This is a genomic window from Candidatus Nitrosopumilus sediminis, from assembly GCF_000299395.1.
GTDB lineage: Archaea > Thermoproteota > Nitrososphaeria > Nitrososphaerales > Nitrosopumilaceae > Nitrosopumilus > Nitrosopumilus sediminis.
Map to the genome: position 1 here is coordinate 1,655,163 of NC_018656.1, position 20,543 is coordinate 1,675,705.

24 protein-coding genes are annotated in these 20,543 nt (G+C 31.1%); 12 read left to right on the forward strand and 12 right to left on the reverse strand.

What is annotated here, in order from left to right; translation table 11 throughout:
* Positions 1 to 27 precede the first annotated feature (27 nt).
* Positions 28 to 1,035 carry a lysylphosphatidylglycerol synthase transmembrane domain-containing protein gene (locus NSED_RS09865; protein WP_016940142.1) on the forward strand — a complete coding sequence of 336 codons (1,008 nt, stop codon included), beginning with the start codon at positions 28 to 30 and terminating at the stop codon, positions 1,033 to 1,035.
* Positions 1,036 to 1,078: 43 nt separating this feature from the next.
* The gene (locus NSED_RS09870; protein ID WP_014966120.1) at positions 1,079 to 1,957 is read left to right on the forward strand and encodes an SDR family NAD(P)-dependent oxidoreductase; all 879 of its coding nucleotides are present in this window, start codon (positions 1,079 to 1,081) and stop codon (positions 1,955 to 1,957) included.
* On the opposite strand, the gene NSED_RS09875 is transcribed toward NSED_RS09870, so the two are convergent.
* The 5 genes from NSED_RS09875 to NSED_RS09890 all read right to left on the reverse strand — a co-directional run bounded on the left by NSED_RS09875 (position 1,882) and on the right by NSED_RS09890 (position 5,135).
* Positions 1,882 to 2,283 carry a hypothetical protein gene (locus tag NSED_RS09875; protein WP_016940143.1) on the reverse strand — a complete coding sequence of 134 codons (402 nt, stop codon included), beginning with the start codon at positions 2,281 to 2,283 and terminating at the stop codon, positions 1,882 to 1,884. The two genes, NSED_RS09870 and NSED_RS09875, sit on opposite strands and share 76 nt — an antisense overlap.
* Before the next feature lie 11 nt (positions 2,284 to 2,294).
* Positions 2,295 to 2,609 carry a hypothetical protein gene (locus NSED_RS09880; RefSeq protein WP_026090062.1) on the reverse strand — a complete coding sequence of 105 codons (315 nt, stop codon included), beginning with the start codon at positions 2,607 to 2,609 and terminating at the stop codon, positions 2,295 to 2,297.
* Between the two features lie 151 nt (positions 2,610 to 2,760).
* Positions 2,761 to 3,072, reverse strand: coding sequence for a hypothetical protein (locus NSED_RS10850; RefSeq protein WP_237737691.1), 312 nt, complete (start codon positions 3,070 to 3,072; stop codon positions 2,761 to 2,763).
* A 107-nt stretch (positions 3,073 to 3,179) separates the two neighbouring features.
* On the reverse strand, positions 3,180 to 3,992 hold the full coding sequence (locus NSED_RS09885) for a hypothetical protein (protein ID WP_232212337.1): 813 nt from the start codon (positions 3,990 to 3,992) through the stop codon (positions 3,180 to 3,182).
* Positions 3,993 to 4,022: 30 nt separating this feature from the next.
* A complete protein-coding gene (locus NSED_RS09890) occupies positions 4,023 to 5,135 on the reverse strand; it encodes a thiamine biosynthesis protein (protein WP_014966122.1) in 1,113 nt (370 codons plus the stop codon).
* Positions 5,136 to 5,219: 84 nt separating this feature from the next.
* Between NSED_RS09890 and NSED_RS09895 the strand changes: the two genes are divergently transcribed.
* The 3 genes from NSED_RS09895 to NSED_RS09905 are packed head-to-tail and all read left to right on the forward strand — an operon-like array spanning position 5,220 to position 7,788.
* A complete protein-coding gene (locus tag NSED_RS09895) occupies positions 5,220 to 5,945 on the forward strand; it encodes a phosphoadenylyl-sulfate reductase (protein ID WP_014966123.1) in 726 nt (241 codons plus the stop codon).
* 1 nt (position 5,946) lies between these two features.
* Positions 5,947 to 7,089, forward strand: coding sequence for a sulfate adenylyltransferase (gene sat, locus NSED_RS09900; protein WP_014966124.1), 1,143 nt, complete (start codon positions 5,947 to 5,949; stop codon positions 7,087 to 7,089).
* Between the two features lie 30 nt (positions 7,090 to 7,119).
* Entirely contained in the window at positions 7,120 to 7,788 is a 669-nt protein-coding gene (locus tag NSED_RS09905) for a hypothetical protein (RefSeq protein WP_014966125.1), read from the forward strand.
* Here the strand turns inward: NSED_RS09905 and NSED_RS09910 are convergent.
* Both NSED_RS09910 and NSED_RS09915 read right to left on the reverse strand, forming a co-directional pair.
* Positions 7,772 to 8,422, reverse strand: coding sequence for an endonuclease III domain-containing protein (locus tag NSED_RS09910; RefSeq protein ID WP_014966126.1), 651 nt, complete (start codon positions 8,420 to 8,422; stop codon positions 7,772 to 7,774). The two genes, NSED_RS09905 and NSED_RS09910, sit on opposite strands and share 17 nt — an antisense overlap.
* 57 nt (positions 8,423 to 8,479) lie before the next feature.
* Positions 8,480 to 8,902: a hypothetical protein gene (locus tag NSED_RS09915; RefSeq protein WP_232212338.1), complete on the reverse strand. Its 423-nt coding sequence runs from the start codon at positions 8,900 to 8,902 to the stop codon at positions 8,480 to 8,482.
* A 215-nt stretch (positions 8,903 to 9,117) separates the two neighbouring features.
* Here NSED_RS09915 and NSED_RS09920 point away from each other — a divergent pair, with 215 nt between their 5' ends.
* Together NSED_RS09920 and NSED_RS09925 are read left to right on the forward strand one after the other, a co-directional pair.
* Positions 9,118 to 10,272: an aconitase X gene (locus NSED_RS09920; RefSeq protein WP_014966128.1), complete on the forward strand. Its 1,155-nt coding sequence runs from the start codon at positions 9,118 to 9,120 to the stop codon at positions 10,270 to 10,272.
* Entirely contained in the window at positions 10,269 to 10,652 is a 384-nt protein-coding gene (locus NSED_RS09925) for an aconitase X swivel domain-containing protein (RefSeq protein ID WP_014966129.1), read from the forward strand. The genes NSED_RS09920 and NSED_RS09925 overlap by 4 nt, the downstream gene beginning before the upstream one ends.
* On the opposite strand, the gene rqcH is transcribed toward NSED_RS09925, so the two are convergent.
* Positions 10,630 to 12,576, reverse strand: a complete 1,947-nt coding sequence (gene rqcH, locus NSED_RS09930; protein ID WP_014966130.1) for a ribosome rescue protein RqcH — start codon at positions 12,574 to 12,576, stop codon at positions 10,630 to 10,632. The genes NSED_RS09925 and rqcH overlap by 23 nt on opposite strands.
* Before the next feature lie 103 nt (positions 12,577 to 12,679).
* Here rqcH and NSED_RS09935 point away from each other — a divergent pair, with 103 nt between their 5' ends.
* From NSED_RS09935 to cobM, 4 genes are read left to right on the forward strand one after another with little or no spacing between them, the layout of a single operon-like run.
* Entirely contained in the window at positions 12,680 to 13,159 is a 480-nt protein-coding gene (locus tag NSED_RS09935; protein ID WP_014966131.1) for a hypothetical protein, read from the forward strand.
* Between the two features lie 28 nt (positions 13,160 to 13,187).
* Positions 13,188 to 13,778, forward strand: coding sequence for a precorrin-6Y C5,15-methyltransferase (decarboxylating) subunit CbiT (cbiT, locus tag NSED_RS09940; RefSeq protein ID WP_014966132.1), 591 nt, complete (start codon positions 13,188 to 13,190; stop codon positions 13,776 to 13,778).
* 36 nt (positions 13,779 to 13,814) lie between these two features.
* Positions 13,815 to 14,537, forward strand: a complete 723-nt coding sequence (gene cobI / locus NSED_RS09945) for a precorrin-2 C(20)-methyltransferase (protein ID WP_014966133.1) — start codon at positions 13,815 to 13,817, stop codon at positions 14,535 to 14,537.
* Positions 14,530 to 15,300: a precorrin-4 C(11)-methyltransferase gene (gene cobM, locus NSED_RS09950; RefSeq protein ID WP_014966134.1), complete on the forward strand. Its 771-nt coding sequence runs from the start codon at positions 14,530 to 14,532 to the stop codon at positions 15,298 to 15,300. The genes cobI and cobM overlap by 8 nt, the downstream gene beginning before the upstream one ends.
* Here cobM and NSED_RS09955 read toward each other — a convergent pair.
* Positions 15,281 to 15,877, reverse strand: a complete 597-nt coding sequence (locus NSED_RS09955; RefSeq protein WP_338031842.1) for a glutamate racemase — start codon at positions 15,875 to 15,877, stop codon at positions 15,281 to 15,283. The two genes, cobM and NSED_RS09955, sit on opposite strands and share 20 nt — an antisense overlap.
* A 271-nt stretch (positions 15,878 to 16,148) precedes the next feature.
* Between NSED_RS09955 and NSED_RS09960 the strand changes: the two genes are divergently transcribed.
* Positions 16,149 to 16,799 carry a Snf7 family protein gene (locus NSED_RS09960; RefSeq protein ID WP_014966136.1) on the forward strand — a complete coding sequence of 217 codons (651 nt, stop codon included), beginning with the start codon at positions 16,149 to 16,151 and terminating at the stop codon, positions 16,797 to 16,799.
* 47 nt (positions 16,800 to 16,846) lie between these two features.
* Here NSED_RS09960 and NSED_RS09965 read toward each other — a convergent pair whose 3' ends face one another.
* From NSED_RS09965 to NSED_RS09975, 3 genes are all read right to left on the reverse strand, one after another.
* Positions 16,847 to 18,019, reverse strand: coding sequence for a glycosyltransferase (locus tag NSED_RS09965; protein ID WP_014966137.1), 1,173 nt, complete (start codon positions 18,017 to 18,019; stop codon positions 16,847 to 16,849).
* A gap of 85 nt (positions 18,020 to 18,104) precedes the next feature.
* On the reverse strand, positions 18,105 to 19,262 hold the full coding sequence (gene agl3, locus NSED_RS09970; protein WP_014966138.1) for a UDP-sulfoquinovose synthase: 1,158 nt from the start codon (positions 19,260 to 19,262) through the stop codon (positions 18,105 to 18,107).
* Positions 19,263 to 19,292: 30 nt separating this feature from the next.
* Positions 19,293 to 20,387 carry a DUF2304 family protein gene (locus NSED_RS09975; RefSeq protein WP_014966139.1) on the reverse strand — a complete coding sequence of 365 codons (1,095 nt, stop codon included), beginning with the start codon at positions 20,385 to 20,387 and terminating at the stop codon, positions 19,293 to 19,295.
* Positions 20,388 to 20,543 lie beyond the last annotated feature (156 nt).

A 20,543-nucleotide genomic window follows, 5' to 3' on the forward strand; every position in this document is an offset into this window, starting at 1 on the left:
TATTTGATTCCCCAAAAAAATTATCAAATGAACTGGAGATTAATTGCTATTCCATTAACCTTAATTCCTATTTTCATAATTGCCATTCAATTTGATATCCAAATAGAAGATGTTTTAGCTATTGGATTATTTCCGTTTCTTGGAGCAATAGCTGCCATGTTGATCAAACTGGGTCTTCAAGGCGTGAAATTTGCATACATTACAAGAAAATATCTTGGAAATTTTGACTCGTTTTTTAAGCTAGTTGGTGTCAGAGTTGGCAGCGAATTTATCAAATTTACAACTCCGATGTTTGTTGGTGCAGAATTTGTTGTGATATATTATTTGCATAAAAAAGGAGCAAAGCCTGCAAAGTCTGCATGGATTGCAATTATGGATATTGTAACTGAAGTGTTTGCAGCAGGTTTGTTATCAATAATTGCAGGTATCATCGCATTACTAAATGGTGCATATGTAGTTGCAGGAGTTATTTTGGCAACCAGTATTATTATTACATCTCTGTGGATGGTTATGTTCTTTCTATCATCCAAACACACATTCCAAGTTCCCAAAGTGTTAGAAAATCTTGCAAAGAAATTTGGAAAAGAAAAAGGGGCCAAAGCCATTGATAAAACCAACACCTGGATGGAAGAAGTATGTACAATGAGTCGAGAGAATCTAAAAACTTCTGAATCTAAAAAAATCTTTACAGTTTCATTCTTGTTCTCCCTTGCATCTTGGTCCTTTTATGGAATTTCATTTATGATTATTGCAGTGGGAACTGACTTTGCAATTAATGCATTTGATTCTATAATGGCTGTAATGGGTGCAAATGCAATTGGAAATCTGCCAATCACAATAGGAGGGTCAGGTTTGGCAGAATTTGGAATTGTTGCGTATCTGAATAATTTGGATCCATTTGCATTTGAAATTACTGAGGGAATTGTAGGCTGGGATGCAGTAATTGGATGGAGAATTGCCACATACTATGTACCAATTGTCATTACATGGCTACTTTTGGTAAAACTAGCACTAAGTAGAATATCCAAATCTTAGGCTATATAGAAACCACTTTATCTTTAGATGTTTTTTTTGATTTGTGGATTTTAAAAATAAAATTGTTTTAATTACTGGTGCATCCTCAGGAATTGGTAGAGAATCTGCAATAGAATTTGCAAAATTAGGAGCTAACGTTGTTTTAGTTTCAAGAAGAAAAGATAAGCTTGAACAAGTCGCTAATGAATTAAAAAAATTCAATGTTACTACAATGATTTGTCAATGTGATGTATCTGATAAAAACCAAGTAAAAGAAATGTCAAAAATGGTTTTAGAAAAATTCAATTCAGTTGATATTTTAGTAAATAATGCAGGTTTTGCAATTTATGGTTCTGTATCTGAACTTAGTATTGATGAAATAGAATCTCAGATGAAAACCAATTATTTTGGAATGATTTACTGCATCAAAAATTTTCTTCCGTCTATGTTAGTAAAAAAATCTGGTCATATTGTCAATGTTGCATCTGTTGCAGCAAGCTTTGGTTTACCTGGTATTGCTTCTTACTGTGCATCAAAGTTTGCAATGCTTGGATTTTCAGAAGGTCTAAAACATGAATTAAAAAATTCTGGAGTTGGAATTACTGTTGTTAGTCCAATTATGGTTAGAACTGATTTCTTTGAACATCCATCATTTGAAAAAATGCCAAAATTTTCTCCAACCTCACTTAGCTCCAAAACTGTAGCAAAAGCGATCTTAAAAGCAGCAAATTCTCCAAGATTAGAAATTATAGTTCCTTCTGTAGTACGAGGTGCAGTATGGATGAAAAATACGTTTCCATATTTTGTTAACCCTATTTTAGGCAAATCTTTCAAAAAACAACTAGATTCAATGAAAAATGCCAAAATTTATTCTTCTAAATCTTCATCTGCAGATTCACTAGAGCCTACATCTAGTAATTCCAATGATTTTAATTCAAATTGATAAATTGCTTTCATTTCAATTTCTTTTTCTTTTTCTAGAAATTCTGAGACCTTTTTGCTTAATGGTGCTTTATGTTGATCAAAAACAAACTCGTAAACTTCACCTTTTAGTAAATCATCTATTTTGATAGTTTTTGGAACATCCATTGTTACAATATGTCGACCATCTTCTACAGCATCATACAATTGAACATCTATCTTATTATCTTCATAATAAAATTCCAGAATATATCCTTGTTTTTTTAACTCTTCAGGTTTTTTGAATTTTGCATTCTGAATTTCATCGGTAACCCATTGTGGTATTTCATCTTCTTTCTTTTTTACCATGGTAAACCACTCTAGCTTTCTGCTTTTTCTTTTTTACTCTTTGACCACCATTCAAGATAGTCATCGTGTTTATCATCACGTGTTCTTTCTCTTTGATTTAACTTGAATCTGATATCTGAAATTTCTTCTCTTGTTGCGTATAATCCACATCTCTTACAAATGAAGTGTCTCCTATTCTTCTCATCCATTTTCATTGGAATATCAATTTCATCAAATAATTTGAACAAAGCATCTCTGTTTCTGTCCTCTTCTTCTGGAAAATCTTCTATGTATTTTGCTTCTATCTTCTTTTTCTCTCGTGATGTACATTCGGGACAGTTAGGCACTAAGATTTGGCTTAATTTTTTCCATAAAAGCGTTCCCACAATCATTACTGATCGATATTATCTGACACGCGGATTTTTTCATCATCCCTTGCGGTCCGTTCGCCCATCGAAATCCCGCGTGCCAGATGAGCAAAATTATCAAAATAATCTATTATCTCTTTTCTTCTAATGTTTGAGCAGCAATTTTTGCTGAATTTTCTGCCCCGTTTGGAACAAAATTCTTTGAAAAATCATTCAAATTATCTTGAAATTCCACATAATTTTCTTTGATTTTTGATATGCCTTTAGTCACTTGACTTGGCTTAATTGCTAACACACCTAAATTCTTCTCTTCGGCCCATCTGATATTGTTTGTATGCTCATCATAAATTGGAATTCCGATTATTGGCTTTGATTTCCCACCCATAATTTCTCCCATTACGGTATGGGATCCATTAACAACAGCATATTTACACAAATCCAAAATTGTATCTTTTTCTTGTTCTGAAAGAAAGCCAATATCAATTTGTATCCAATCAATCTTCTTTTCTAACGCTTCTGATATTGAATAATTTTCTCCATCTTTTCCAATTACTGAATCGATGTTAGGATCATTTCTTGCATGTGAAATAATTCTTTTTCTTTTTTCATCTCATCTTGGTGAAATACTTCTTCATATCTTTGACCAGTTCCATCATTAGTTGATTTGTTTCCTGTTCTCATCCAATATCCAAATTCATTATTTTTAACTAATTTTTCTAGTTCTGATTCTTTTTCTTTTTTGATTTTTTTACTAGTAAAATGTCCAACATAAGTAACTTTTTCTTGTACATCTTTGGTAAAATTTAGATTAAATTCACACATTGTATATGGTGGCGGTGAATCTGCTACAAGAATTCTTGATGCTTTGGCAATTTGTTTTGCAACAAAAACTAATGAAGGATAAAGATATGATCTTGAATTATATAATTTTGGTCTAAATTGATTTGTTACAAACAAACTTGGAATATTTCTATTTTTAGCTAGAATATTTGAACCCATATCTCCATCATTAATCACAAGATCAAACTTTTCTTTGTTGTAGAGCTTTCGCTCTTCCCTCAAATAGTTTGTAATCTGTCTAACTAATGATGGATTTTTTGAAATTGGTAGTAGCAAATTCATCAACGATTTTGAAACACTTGGACCAAATTTTCCATCAATTGGGGTTGGCATCAAAATTTCATGGATTTTTTCTTTTTGATCGGGGAATTTTTTTAATAGTTTTTCATAAACATGATCTTTGCTTGAAAAATGAACTTCAAATTCTTCTTTGATATATTCTCCCAGAACGTCATTTAGCCTCATCATTCTTGAATAATGACCACTTCCCCACGGATAGATGAATTCTCCTATTTTGAGCATAATATGAAACTGAATATGCCGTTTAAATTCTCAGTGATTCTCTAATGAATCTAAAATATCATGAACATTGTTAGGTCCTAGATGAACTGTAATGGTTTTCTTTGTTTTCAGTGCAAATTCAACTTCTTTTTTTAAAAAAGATGGAATTTCATTTGTTGCAATAGTCACCATTTTTTCTAATTTTTTGATGTTTCTTTCCAATCCAATCTCTTTTGCTTCATCAAACAAACTAGAATCCACGCCAGCTAGTGGCAAAATAGGTATTTTCTTTTTTTCAAAAACTTTTTTTAATGAATTATCGATAAATTCTAGAGAAAAAATTAGTGGAGACAATGCTAATGACACATGACTGTTAGGATATCGTAATAGTATCTCTAATATAGAATTTATAAAAATTAGATAATTTTTCGTTCCATTAGGATTAATTTTAAGTTGTAAAAATTCAAGTTTTATTTTGTCTTGCACTAGTCTTGGAATAATTTGATTAATTATCTTTGCAAGATTCATCAACTCTGATTTCTGTCTATAACAAACTAGTATATCCACATCATGACCTTGTTTGATCGTCTCATAACAAGAAACTGCAGAGATCTCATCAAATATTGCACATATAGTTTTTTGATTTTGTGATTGATATGGTATTCCTCCTTTACCTTTATCTAAAAAAATGCAAACATATGCACTACTTTTTGTTAAATATGTGTATAATAATTTATCAAAATTTTCATCTGTTCCTGGATGAGCTCCTGAACTCATTTTCTTTTCTATAATATTTGACGTAGCTGCAATTTCTACATCCTTGGTTACAAATCCTTTTGATATTCCTTCTACTTTAACTAGAAATTTTTCTCCTTTTAAGAGCAAGTTACCGCCAATAGAAGTAATTTCAGAAACAATACTTTGAAAATCATTTTTTACTTGTCTTGCAATTGCAATCTTTTCAATTCCAAAAAGTAAATTTATTGCTGATAATGCAAAGACAGGATCATTTGCATCAACTAGAATAACATCCCCATCACGTTTAACAGACTTAAATTGCTGATTTTTTATTTTAAGAATTTTTTTAATATTTGAAATTAGATATGGAATTTTATTTTTTGAAAATATAGTTGGAAAAACTACAACATATGATATTTCATCCATATTTTCTATTTTGAATTCTACTTGTTTATAATTTAGGATAAAACTTCGGGTAATCAATATAAAACAAATAATTCCACTGATATTGTGACAAAATTCACGCAAGAACAAGTAGATGATTTGAACTCAAAAATCAAAACTGCTGAAGAAGCATTACAGTGGGTCTCAGATAATCTTCATCCTAAAGTTGCCAAAGCATCAAGTTTTGGTGCTGAAGATGCTGTGATGATGGATATAATGATGAAAATTAATCCCAAATTTAGATTCTTTACTCTTGATACAGGACGATTGCCACAAGAAACCTATGACATCATAGATATTGTGAGAAAAAAATACAATATTTCTGTTGAAGTTCTATTTCCTAATACCCAAGAAGTAGAAGATATGGTTCGTGATAAAGGAATGAATCTGTTCTATGATAGTGTAGAAAATAGAGAACTATGCTGTGAAATTAGAAAAGTTCATCCAATGAATAAAATGTTGAATACACTAGATGGTTGGATCACTGGATTAAGACGTGATCAGACCAAAAATCGTGAAAATGTAAAAATCTTTCAAATAGATCACGTACACGGAGGAATTTTAAAAATAAACCCGATTATTGATTGGACTTGGGATCAAATTCAAGAATATATTAAAAAAAATAATTTGCCCTACAACAGTCTACTTGACAAAGGCTATCCTAGTATTGGATGTGAACCATGTACTAGACCAATCAAACCTGGTGAAGATCTAAGATCTGGACGATGGTGGTGGGAACAAGGTGGAAATAAAGAGTGTGGCCTTCATATAGACCGTAAAAGGATGGATTAGTATGTCAGAAAACAGTTCAATCAAACCACATGGTGGAATTCTAGTAAACAGAATTAAAAAAATTGATCCTACTGGATTATTCTCAATTACAATCAGTGAAGATCTTGCAAATGATGTTGAAAACATTGCAGATGGGATATTTAGTCCGTTAGAGGGATTTTTAAATAAACAAGACTTTGAAAGTGTCATTTCACGTGGAAGACTAGCTAATGATTTAGCTTGGACTATTCCAATTGTGCTTGATGTAGATTCAGAAACTGCTTCTAAAATGAAAGAATCAGGAGATGTTTTACTGAAAAATCCAGATGGTGTAGGTGTTGCAGTATTACATGTTAAGGAAACGTTTTCTTTTGATAAAGAAAAAACTGTACAAGGAGTCTATGGAACCAATGATTTATCACATCCAGGCGTTGCAAAAACAATGTCAATGAAAGATTATTTGGTTGGAGGAAAAATTGATTATATTCAAAGACCGAATGATACTGAAATCAGAAAAAATAGACTAACACCTACTCAAACACGAGAGGCTTTTGCAAAAGCTGGATGGAAAACAATCTGTGCATTTCAGACTAGAAATCCACCACATGTAGCTCATGAAATGCTTCAAAAAACATCAATTACAACACGTGATGGTGTATTTGTAAATCCGATCATTGGAAAGAAAAAATCTGGTGACTTTGTAGATGAAGTTATTGTCAAATGTTACGAAACTATGATAAAATTATACTATCCAGAAAATAGATGTAAACTAGGAACATTGCATACTGAAATGAAGTATGCTGGTCCAAAAGAAGCAATTCACCATGCAATAATGAGACAAAATTATGGATGCACTCATATCATAATTGGACGAGATCATGCAGGTGTTGGAAAGTTCTATGATCCATTTGCAGCACAAAAAATCTTTGATGACTATCCAGAGTTAGAAATATCTCCAGTATTCTTTCCGCCTTTCTTTTATTGTAGAAAATGCCTCACATACACTACTCCAAAAGCATGTCCACACGATGATGATGTAAAAGAGCAAATTAGTGGAACTGCACTGCGAGAAATGATTCAAAATGGTCAAGCCCCTTCAGAGTTTATTCTAAGACCAGAAGTAGCACAAGTAATTTTAGATCATCCAAAACCATTTGTTGATTAGATTTTTATTCAATCAAATTTGATCTAGCTTGTGAAATATCTTTTTGCAATAATTTTACTTACTGGAATTTTTATATCACCTGCATTTGCTCAGGAAACAAACAATCCGTCATTAATCATTGATACATTAGAGATTCCTTCAGATGAATTCAACACTATAGTACGTGAAGCACCAATTAGAGTTTTAGACGATGTTCATGCTGTAAGTTGGCAGGTGACAATTGATAACAATCTGCTATATGCAAATCCAAATGGAAATGCAGTTTTAAGACTGTATGATCAAGAGAATCGTGATGAGTTTATTGAAGTAGGAATGGGTTCACAGCCTGATAACAAATTTTGGGTTGCAGTTCAAACTCCCAAAGAAGGTTACATTGTAGTTCATAGAGATTTGGATAGAGGTTGGTATCCTGAGGCAAAATCTATCATATCATTTACTGACAGGGCAGGATTAACTGTGAATAATGGTGCAAGAATTGTAGTCACTAATTTGGATATAGGAGAATTTGCAATTCATTCTTACTCTGTTCATGGAATGGAAGGTTCCACTGATCCCCCTGCAGTAAGTTCTGGAAGTATGATTATAGAATTTCTATCTGGTGATCCTGCAAAGAATGTATTTGCATTGTTTCCATTTTATGTAGCAGCTGGCATGGGTGTAATAGTTGGAATACTATTTTTAACTAAGAAGCGTTCTTAGATTTGTAAAATTTACAGCTTTTTTTGATTTTACATACATTACACATTGGTGAAATTGGTTTACAGATATTTTGACCATACATAACGAATGTATCATTAATGTCAATCCAATATTTCTTTTGTATTTTTTTCATTAGTTCTTGTTCTGTCTCTTCTGGATTTTTTGTATCAACTAGTCCTAATCTATTTGAAATTCTATGAACATGAATATCTACTGGTATTGCAGGTTTCTCAAATGCATAAACTAGAACGCAATTTGCAGTTTTTCTTCCAACTCCTGGCAATTCTACTAGAGTTTCCAAATTATCTGGAACTTTGCCTTTGTATTTTTTGTCAATAATTTTTGCAACCTCGATGATTCTTTTAGATTTTACATGAAAGAATCCAATTGACTTTATTATTTTCTCCACGTCTTTGATTTTTGCATTAGCTAGTTCTTTGGGATTCTTGTACTTTGAGAATAATTCTTTGACTGCCTTTGTTGTGGCCTCATCTTTGGTTCTAGCTGACAAAATTGTTCCAATCAGAATACTGAATGGACCAGTTTCTGCATCATGAAGATCTTTTAATGCCGTAATTCTTGGTGGCTTTACAGCATTCATTGTTTTTACCATGCCTGAAAGAATCATCTTCATATGAAATGTAAAAGAATAACTCTATTAGAATCTAAATTCAACTTTTAAATTCTAATATCATGGAGTACTTGCACTTGCACAAGGATCTGAGCCTGTATCGATCTCTAATTTATCACTAAAACTATCTCCATCTGTATCTACTTTAGTTTTGTCTAAACATCCAGTTCCATCTTCAAAACTATTGGTTAATCCATCACCATCACAATCGTTGTCTGTTTGTCCTAGTGTTCCAACTGGATTAAATGGACAAAGATCCTCAGAATTGGTTAATCCATCACCATCACAATCCTCTGTAGATACTGTAACATCACATGAAGAATTTGGATTTTTTTCACAAACCCTACTATTCGGATTGGCATTTTCACATCCATTACTTCCATTATTTTTACCTTTAACTGCGAAACTATCCGACATTGATGTGGTCATTAACAATCCGGTTAGAGTAAAAACTATGAACGCAAATCCAACCATACTTCTCATACACGAAATATGATGATATTATTATTAAAATGATCTTTTTGTCTGTTATTATTGTAACACACAATATTTTCGAATTAAACTTCCTGGAATTGGAATTTTGTTCAAAATGAAGCAAAATATGACTATTTCAGTGGGCCATGGTTGATGATATTATACTCCCAAGTTTTTTAGAAAACCACCTAAAGTATTATACTCGTATTAACAAATATGTTCTATTGGAATTAACTAAAGATGAAGAATCTGCATTAAAAGGCGAACAAGGAGAAATTATGCAAATGGCATACAGAATTCTTGTTGCTACAGGTGAAGCAACAGATGCAGATAAACTAGTACCGATAGAATGGGCTCATCTTTCAGGCGTAAATTATAATACAATTGGTGATGCAGGAGAAGAATTTCTATCCAGTATTAGTAAAGAAGCACGAGTCAAAGTAAAAACAACTCTTAACCCAATGGGATTTGATATAGATAATGTATCCAACTATGGATTAGATGAAAATTTTATCTCAAAGCAATTATCTATTAGAAATTCATATGAAACAATGGGAGTCATCCCATCTTTTTCATGTATTCCTTATGAAATTTTTGATATTCCAAAAGTTGGAACTCAAGTTGCATTTGCAGAAAGTAATGCTGCAATCCATGCAAACTCTTTTGATAATCTAAAAACAAACAAAGAAAGTGCATTTAGTGCATTGGCTAGCGCACTTATTGGAAAAAGCCCATACTCTTCATTAAGAAAAGATGACAACCCAAATATTACAATTCAAATGAAAGTAAAAAATCCAAATGAATTGACATATGGTATGCTTGGATTTTTTGCAGGAAAAGTTGGTGATACATCTGTGAATATCTCAGGACTTGGCGATATGGATAAAAGGCAAACTAAAGCAATGTGTGGGGGTATGGGAACATCTGGAACTTGTGCTAAGTTCATCTTTGGAGAAGGAAATTCTAATTGTGAAAAAATTGATTTTGATGAAAAAGAGATGCAAAATGTTCATGACGAACTAAACACAGCAGAAAAAGGTGATATTATCACACTTGGTAGTCCTCAATTGGGACTAGATGAAATTTCTGAACTTGCAGGAAAACTAAAGGGTCGTTCATTTCAAAAACGGTGTATGGTGTTTCTGCCTAGAACTGTAAAGGAACAATCAACAAAAATTGGATATACTACAGAACTTGAACGTGCAGGATGTGAAATTCTATCTGACTGTTGTACATGTTTGTCTCCTCTAATTAACAAGGATAGTGTTGATGCAGTTACAACTAACAGTATCAAAGGTGCATTTTATCTTAAAAATTCTAACGGTGTAGGTGTCAATCTAAAGCCACTATCACAAATTATAGAAGATGAGACAAGATGAAAGTTCTAGTTTCAGGAAAAGTAGAAGGCATTGTTTTAAAGTCTAAAAACCCAATCAATTTCTTAGGTACAGTTGATAAGAAAATGGGAATAATTAGTGATAAAAATCATGATCTATATCAAAAATCAATCAAAGATACAGTTCTTGTTTTTCCGTATGGTGTAGGCAGTAGTGTTGGTGCATATACAATTTATTCAATAAAATCAAACAAAACATCTCCACTTGCAATGATTTGTAAAAAAGCAGATCTTACTGTAGCTACTGGATGTGCATTAGCGAACATCCCAATGATTACAATCAGTGATGAAGAATTTTCTTCAATTAAAAATGGAATGAAGATTTCGTTTGATACTGATTCTAATCAAATTCATTATCAATGAGATTCCCATTTTGTGAATCTCCTATACTTGCTTTTATTATCTGACTTTTTCCAGCAGGTAAAGCACGAACAAATTCATCAATGTTAATTTTTCTTGTAATGTCTTCAAACAGTTTTGAAAATTCTATTCTGATTTTTTTGGCACACTCTGCCATTTCTAATCCATGTGGTTCAATAATTGCATAGCAGAGAGAATTTTTCTTAATTGGTTCTGGAGGACCGCAAGTTAAAACATAATCGTCATCGATAGGCATAATTCCTACAGCCAGACGAAGTGTATCTGATTTGATAAAATTTCTTTGTCCTTCTATAGTAAAAGAGCCTTTTGGAAGAAATTCTCCACTTGGTGCTGATTTTTTTATTTGATCTGGATAAACCCAGTAAGCGCTAACACCATACATTCCTTCTCTCCATGCACGACTAAAACAAACTGTAGCATGTGCAACTTCATTCATACTTGTGTCTGGAGCATTTTGTGAATCTTTTAAAATAAAAAATGGAGATCCAAAAATATCACCATGAAATATTTTATCATTTTTATCTAAATGTTTTCTAATTACGGCTGAATTTGATGCAGCATCTCTGCCCCCAATTGTAAGAAATCCATCAGTTGTAAAGAACCATCTATATCTTTCATACCAGTTTTTCTTTCTAATTTCTGAAACAACAATTAGATCTTTTTCTGAATCTGTTTTACTTTGAAATTTTTCTAATCTCTTTTCTGTTTTCTCTTTAATTGCTTTAATAGAAAAAATTGCAGAGGATTGTTTCTTAGCCTCATCAAATAATACTGATGCAATTGATTGAAGGGGAGATTGAGTGTTTATCTTTATTTTTTCATCTTGCACTACAATTAAAGAAATTCCTTTTTCATTGATTAATTTTGCATTGTTTTTTGCTAAAATTTCTTGTGCCAAATTATCTTCAATTGATATTATTCCTTTTGATACCATCTCAAAAAGAGAATTTGCAACATTTGTAATGTTTTTTGATCTTTCTTTTACCGTTTCAATAGCTTTTTCTTGTTCAGAAATTTGTGTTTGCAGTTCTTTGATTTTTTTATCAGAACCACTTGATTGTACAGATTTGCCTTTTTCTATAATATTTTCAGTGAAAACAGTATCCAATCCTTCAATGAAACTATTTACTTGTGTTATTTCCCCTTCTAATTTACCTAATCTTATAGGAAGAACTTCAGTTTTTTCATTTCTAACAATTACTGCATCATGATTTCCACTTATTATATCTGAAACAATTTTTTTTACAGTTTCAAAAATTTTCTTTATTTCTTCTGCTGTTAATAAATTTCCAATTTTTTTACCATCAATTTTTGCAATTTCAAAGACAGCTTCAACATATTTTTTTGGCAAACCTAAAGTTCTTCCAAACCATTTTGCAGCAACAAGATCTGTAGTTTTTAATTCATCGAAATCTGATTCTTTCAAATTAAAAATATCTAAACCGCTACTAGGAGGCTGAGTATATTTCAAACCAACACTTAATTTTCTATGTCTAACATCTATTGAATGTTGTAATGCAAGAATTTTCATTTCATTGTTACATAGTAGTATATTACCATCCCCAAAAAATTCACCTACTAAAACAAACTCTTTTCCAAATCCTTCAAAAGTAAAATATGCAATTCTTTCTGCACCAATCTGCTCTATTTTTTTTAATTTCAATCTGAGTAAATCACTTCGTAATCTTTTGAGTAATCTGTTTGGTTCCATTTGATCAATTTTTACTGAAGTTAACCATACACCCGATGTAGAAATCATCATGAAAAGATCACTTTTTTCTGTGTGATGAAGTTTGAAGAGAATACTATCTTTAGTAATTCCATAAATATTGCTAACATAGTATCCTTGTGCTTGCTCTGTAATTGTATCAACTAAATATCGTAATTCTATTCCTGATAATGCCATAACACTCCTATTTCTTGTCTAAAATTATACTCTTGCTTTGAAATGCTCGAACTTTGACCAAAGATATTAAACATGGTTTGCTTGAGACACGCTAGAAAATTACTTGGCAAAATTCAAAAAGAAAAAATCTGAACCTACAGTAGATCCAAATGAATCTAAAAAGGAATCAATTGAGGAAGTTCCTACAGATGTTCCAGAAACAGAAAGTTCTGAATCTGTTCCAAATACTCCATCAGGGGAACCACCAGTGAGTATTGCTGAGAAAAGCGAAAAAGATAGGAAATTAAACAAATTATTTTGGATGCGTGTTGCCTTAGCTATAATAGCAGGAACTGCAGCAACTTTCATTTTTGAAGATATTGAAGGTGAAGAAAGAAGATGGGCATCAATTGGATTTATGATTATAGTATTTTTTGGAACCATTATAGTTGCCAAAGGAATGAAAATGCAATTGCCATCATCTGATAGAAAAAAAATTGTCACACAAGCTATTGGAAGCTATGTTTTCCTGTACCTGTTTTCATGGATTGTAAGTTATACACTAACCCATTTAGGAACTGTGTCTAATGGAATTAATATTTAATTTAGATATTAAAAAATGGTAATAGTAAATGTGGAATTTTAAAACACCGGGTATTCCTGATGAAGAATTTGAAAGAGCAGAAAAAGTTCCTATTACTAAAGAAGAAGTAAGAGTTGTTCAAATTAGTAAGGCTAGATTAAAACCTGGACAAATTGTTTATGACATAGGATGCGGTAGTGGATCTATATCTGTTGAAGCTGCATTGCAAATAGAACCTTCTGGCAAAGTTTTAGCAATTGATTATGATAAAAATGCTATAGAACTAACGAAGAAGAATATGATAAAATTTGATTTATCAAATATATCAGTAATTCATGGTAATGCTAAAGAAAAAATTTTAGATCTTGAAAAAGCTGACACTATTTTCATTGGAGGAACAGGCGGGGATACAAAAGAAATAGTTGAACTATCTGAAAATAAATTAAAATCTGGAGGACGAATTGTAATTGGCATCATACTGATTGAGACCCTCTATTCTGTGTTACAAGTATTAGAGAAATTACAGTTTGAATCTGTAGACATTACTCAAATTACCATATCTAAGAGCAGAAAAACTAGTAAAGGAACCATGATGCTTGCAAGAAATCCTGTTACCATCATATCTGCTACCAAAATTTAATCTAGATTTTTAATTAGGAAGAAAATCATACTTTTCATGCCTGGATTAATTGGAATAGGAGTAGGTCCAGGAGATGTCGATCTACTTACTGTTAAAGCTGTAAAGGCTATTCAGAATGCAGATATCATTATGTGTCCTGCTTCAAAAGAAGATCGACCTAGTATCGCACTTGCTGTTGTTTCACCAATTATTGATAAATCAAAAAATCAAGAGATTGTTAAGCTAATCTTCCCAATGACCAAAGACAAGAATGTTTTAGAATCTACATGGAAAAAAAATGCCAAAATAATGGCAGAAACTGTATTGACTGGAAAGAATGTTGTTTATCTTACTGTGGGTGATCCATTTTTGTATAGCACTTGGATCTACATGCACAAAGATCTTAAGGAAAATTATCCTGATATGAATATTAGTGTAATTCCTGGAATCGTTTCCATGTTTACATTTGCATCAAAAGTTGGCGTAAGTATCGCTGAAGGTGCAGAGAAAGTTGCTATCATTCCATCTTGTTATGATTTGTCAAGTGTAAAAGAGATCGCAAAACATTCTGAATCAATGATATTTCTTAAAGATGGACGTTACTTTGACAAGGTAATTGAAGTTCTAAAAGAATCAGGCTTTCCTGACAATTCAATTTTTGCAATTGGGCAAGATCTTGGAACAGAAAATGAAATTATTAGAAAAATGACTTTGGGTGAAGTAAATGATTCATCATTGACAACAAAATATTTCTCAATTTTGGTGGTAAAACGTGTCTGAGGTATTCTTTGTTGGATGTGGTCCAGGTGATCCTGAATTAATCACTGTTAAAGCAAAAAAATTAATTCAAAAGGCAGATGTTGTTGTATATTCAGGCTCTTTAATTCCTGAACCGATTTTGAAGTTATGTAAAAAAGGAAAATTATATGATGCTGCTAAATTAGTTAGAGAAGAAATTTTTAATTTATTATACAAAAATGCAAAAAAAGACAAACTTGTTGTTAGATTGCATGATGGAGATCCTTCAATTTATGGTGCCATCAAAGAGCAGATTGATAATTTAGAGAAAAAAGGAATAAAATCTACAGTTGTTCCTGGAGTTACTGCATTTTTAGCCTCAGCTGCAGCGCTTGGAATACAATTGACTCTTCCTGGAGTTACTCAAACAATTATTGTTACAAGAGGTGAATCAAGAACTAAAGTTCCAAAACGTGAAAAAATTTCAGAACTTGCAAAACACAAAGCAACATTGATTTTTTATCTTAGCATACAATTAATTTCAAAATTAGTTACTGAAGCAATTGAAGGAGGATACAAAAAATCTACACCTGTTGCAGTTGTTTATAGAGCAAGTTGGCCGGATCAAAAAGTTATCAAAGGAACATTGGGAGATATTGCTAAAAAAATTAAGGAAGAAAAAATTACACGAACTGCAATTGTAATAATTAGTGATGTAATTGATCCTGAAACTTATGAATATTCAAAACTATATGATAAAAAATTTAGTCATGGTTATAGAAAAGCTAAGAAGACAAAAAAATAACTTTGTTGTTGATTCCCATTTTATTTAATTTAGTTTGAAATGTTTTTACGTTTCCTGTTGCAAAAATCTTTAACATATTTCTTTTATTTTGTTTGTTTTTAATTTTTGAAAAAACTTTTTTTGCAACAATGTCTGCAGGATCTATAAAACTAATTTTTGGATATTGTTTTTTTAATAATATTTTTAAAAATGGTAAATGTGTACTTGAAAGAGTTATTGTATCTATATTATTTTGTAATATTATTTCATCCAGATTTTTTTTAATAATATTTTGACAATATTTTTTATTTGAAATAAACTTTCCAGATTCCACTAACTCAACAAGATCTGATCCATTTATTTTAAAAATTTTAAAATTTTTTGGAAAATTATTTTTTTTAATATATTGAGTTAAACCTTTACTGTTAATTGCACTTTTTGTTGCTAGTATTCCAATTTGTTTTGTTTTAGATATCTTTCTAGCATCTTTTAATGGAGGTTTTACATCAATTATTTTTTTTATTGACATGTCTAATATTATGCTAGGTGTGTTTGATGCTACAACTGTGATGTCAGGAGAAAATTCTTTCTGTAACATTCTGATAGAACTTTGAATTATTTTAGATAATTGAGCCTTTGATTTGTTCCCATAGGGATAATTTTGTTGGTCTGCAAAATAGATTATCTCTGACTTTGAAGTTTTTTGGATTGCCTTAATGATTGATAATGAGCCTAGACCAGAATCAAAAACTACAATTTTAGCCATTATCTTTCTATAAATTTGAGAGTAATGTTTGTTAGCTAAATTTAATCTAAAACTGATCTAAATTTACACTGTTGATTAAGACTAAATTTCTAAATTCTTTATCATGCCAAACTTCGATAGTACTTGGGCTCGACAAGAGACCCAAAGTGTAACTGGCAAACTACGTGATGCAGTAAAACCTCAAGGTGCATTAAAACCACGAATTCAACAAGCAGTAAACAAACTACAAGTTCAAATCTCAAAAATGGACTCTATGTTAGGTAAACTGCACGAAAGAGATGCGCAACTCTTTCAGAGAGTCGTGACTGCAATGCAGCAACATGATACTAGCACAAGTAGAGTTTTGTCTAACGAATTAGCTGAAATTCGTAAAGTTACAAAGATGCTCGGCAACGCAAGAATGTCATTAGAACAAGTCCAACTAAGACTGACAACTATTCATGATCTTGGTGACGCTATGGTAGCAATTGGACCAGCAATGTCTACAATGAAGGGATTGAAGTCATCGCTAGGAAGATTCATGCCAGAAGCTGATTCAGAATTGAACAGTATGACCCAGACACTTAATGGACTAATGATGGATTCACTTGCAGGAGACTCATTTAGTATGGAGTCTGATGTTTCAAGTGAAGAAACCGAAAAGATTCTTCAAGAAGCATCTGCAGTAGCTGAGCAACAGATAGGAGACAAATTCCCATCTGTACCATCTTCAACTGGACTTTCGTCACAATCCTCTACTTCTACCTTTGAGTAGCTGAAAAGAGACGTTAGTCAGTTCTTTTTATTTTAATTTCTTTAAAATTAACTTACTAGTTTTTCATTAAACGTCCATTTTTTGTTTAATACAAAGTTTCCAAATGCTGCAGTCATAACTGCCAAAATTAATGCTAATGGATAAGATATCTCAACACTATCTACTAGTAAGTAGACCATTCCTAATTGTATTAGTGCTCCTATAGAGCTAAACATTGCAAACTTTCCATATTGAGAAATAGTCTTTTTTATTCTAAAGTCTCTATCTCCAAAAGTCCATGCCTTATTTAGAATAAAATTAGTTGTAATTGATGCAATAATTCCTATAATATTTGCATGTAAATACCACATATCAGAGATTCCACCAGTAAATAATAATGAAATCATATAATTAACAACAAATCCCGACGCTCCTACAGTATAGAATCTAGCCGCTTTAGAAATAAATTTCACTGATGAACGATTTTCTTGTTTCTCTATTGGTTTACCGTATCGATATAACTTCCAAACTGACTTGTAGTAATCTAAAATGGTTTTGATGGTTAATTTACTAGAACCTAACTCTCTATCTTGAAAAGTATATGGAACTTCTTTAATGTTAACTCCTTTTGTCTTAACCAGAATTTCTAAAAGAATTTTGTAACCAATCGCATCTATGTTTAATTCTTTGATAATGTTTTTCTTAAATGCAAAAAATCCTGACATTGGATCTTTTGTCTCTATACCTAATCCTTTTTTTGCAATTAATGTTGCAAATTTACTCATTAATTTTCTTTTTAATGGCCAACCTTGAATTTTTCCTCCACTAATATAACGTGATGCTACTGCAATATCAAATTGATATTTTTTTATTGATTCAATTAATTTGGGAATAATTTGCGGTGGATGAGAAAAATCACTATCCATTACTACAATTGTATCTCCTTTAGCTTTTTGAATTCCATTGAGAATGGCAGAACCTAATCCATCCTTAGCTTTTCTATGAATGATTTCAATTGTATAATTTGCCATTTTCTTAAAATTTTTTAAATAGTCTTCTACTATTTTTCCAGTTCCATCTGGAGAATTATCATCTATAACTATAGCTTGAGTAATCAAGTTTTTTGGCAAATTATCTTTAATTGATTTTAAAATTTGTACAATATTTTGAGACTCGTTGTATGTTGGAATTATTATTGAAATTTGAGTATTACTCTTTTGCATTTTCTCATTTGATTGCATTTACTCGACTCAAAATTAAATTGCTATTAAATTTTTAAGTTGTTTGTTTATGCCTATATGCTGTTTTTTGCATCTAATATTATCTCTATTTTTGCCACTTGATATTTTTTACAATGACCTCTTTTCTCTCCTCAATCCTATCTTTGTAAGGTAAAAGGTGCTCGATCATTATTCCTATTTCATCATCAATTTCTCTTGTTCTTTTGAATCCCAAATTCTTTAATTTTTCATGATCCGCATTATAGTAGTGTTTCTCAGATTCCAATCTTGGGTTTTCTTTACTTTTAATTTCAACATTTAATCCTTTTTGATTACCAATATTTTGAATTTTCTTTGCAATTTCCAATACACTATATTGCTCATCAAATTGATTTACAACTCGATATTCTCCATCATCTGGTGGATTGTCTATCAATAATGAAATACATTGAATAGAATCTGATAAAGCTAAAAATCCTCTTGTTTGACCACCAGAACCATGAATTGTTAATGGATATCCAATAACTGCTTGTGCACAAAATCTATTCATTGATGTTCCAAATGCTTCATCAAAATCAAATCTTGTATGGTAATTCTCATCAATTGTTTGTTCTGTTTTAGTTCCATATACTATTCCCTGCATGATGTCAGTTGATTTTAGATTCCATAATTTACATGCAAACATGATATTGTTGCTATCGTGAACTTTAGTCCAATGATACCAACTTCCTGCAATCTTTGGAAATGGCACTGTTGCTTTTTTACCTCTAAATTCAACCTCAAAAAATCCTTCTGGAATATCCAACCCCGGATCATATCCATATTCTCCCATAGTTCCAAGTTTAATCAAGTGAGCTTTAGGAACGTGTTTTTGAACTGAATGAAGTAAATTTAGTGTACCTATAACATTATTTTTTTGTGTATAGATATTATGTTCTTGATCAATCATACTGTAAGGTGCAGACGGTTGTTCTGCTAAATGAACAATAACGTCAGGTTTTACTTTACTAACAATGTCATTTGTAAAATCAACATCCAGCAAATCTCCTTGAAAAAATGAAACTTTCTCTCCAAACGTTTCTCTCAAAAATTTCAATCTTTCTTTCATTTCTAAAATTGGTAATGCAGAATAAGATCCCATCTCTTCTACATTTCTTCTTCTTGAGAAATTATCAATTCCACAAACTTGGTTACCGATTTTGAGTTGTTTTAGAGCTAATGCCCAACCAATATACCCATCCATTCCTGGAATTAAAATTTTCATTTGTATATTGCCTCCAACATTCTTTCTATTTTAGTTAACCAATGCTTTTTCTATTGGTGTCTTTCTTCTATAATTTGCGTTGAAAATTTGTTTTTGAACATTAATGTTATAAGATAAAAATTTCTCTATTTTATGAAATTGTGATTCACCATAGGCTCTGGTAACTGATAATGTGGGTATCTCAGAAATTTTCAATCCATTTCTTGCAGCTCGAATTGCTAATTCTATTGCAAAATTAGTTTCAGAAAAGAAAAATATAGAATCAAGTTTTTCAAATGAAACAGCTCTGTAACCCGTATTAACATCAGTTAATGATAATCCTGTAATTCTATTTACTAATTTTGTATAAAACTTATTTCCAATAAATCTAATCATTGAAGTTTCATATTCTGTATCTTTATAAAATCTAGATCCATACACCATATCAATATTTTCATCTTTTATTTTTGATATCATTTGTAAAATAAATCTTGGATCATGTTGTCCATCGGCGTCAATATTTATGACAATTTTTGGTTGCAATATTTTAGCTACATAAAACCCTGTTTTTGTTGCACCTCCAATTCCTAAATTAAAAATGTGGTTTACAACTAATACATTTTTTAATCTTGCAATATTTTCTGTATCATCTGATGATCCATCATTAATAACTAAAATTTTGTATGTAAAAGAAAATTGTAATGATCTTATACTATCAATCACTTTCCCAATACTTTTTTCTTCATCTTTGGCAGTGATTACAATTAGAACATCAATAGGATCTTTGATTATGTCTTTGAATTCTCTTTTGAAATTATCTATTGCTGTTTTTCTAATAAGCAGATAAAAATTTCCAGAAATATTTCTGGTCTTGATAGTTTGAGAATACAGAGTATAGATAATTACTCCAATTGAAATTATCAATAGAACTTGTGCCCTGTTATCTAATTGTGTAGAATCAATTATGTTGTCTAAAATATTTGGATTTAAACTAATACTAATGACTAAACTCCAAAATACCATCATAATTCCAAAGAATTTATTTCCAATTCTTTCTTGAATTCTAATTTTTACTAAAATTGCTATTATAACTAATGAAATTACTATTAGACCTATCTTTGGAATTACTAATAATGAATCTTCCATATTTGACTTTACTTGGTTTACTATTTAATCAGTTTTGTAAAATGGTTGATAAACCTATACCACAATGGAACAAAATTTATTTTTTCAAAACAAATTTTCATTATAATTTTTTTATTATATTGGAATTTTTTTATTAAAAATGTTAAATGCATAATT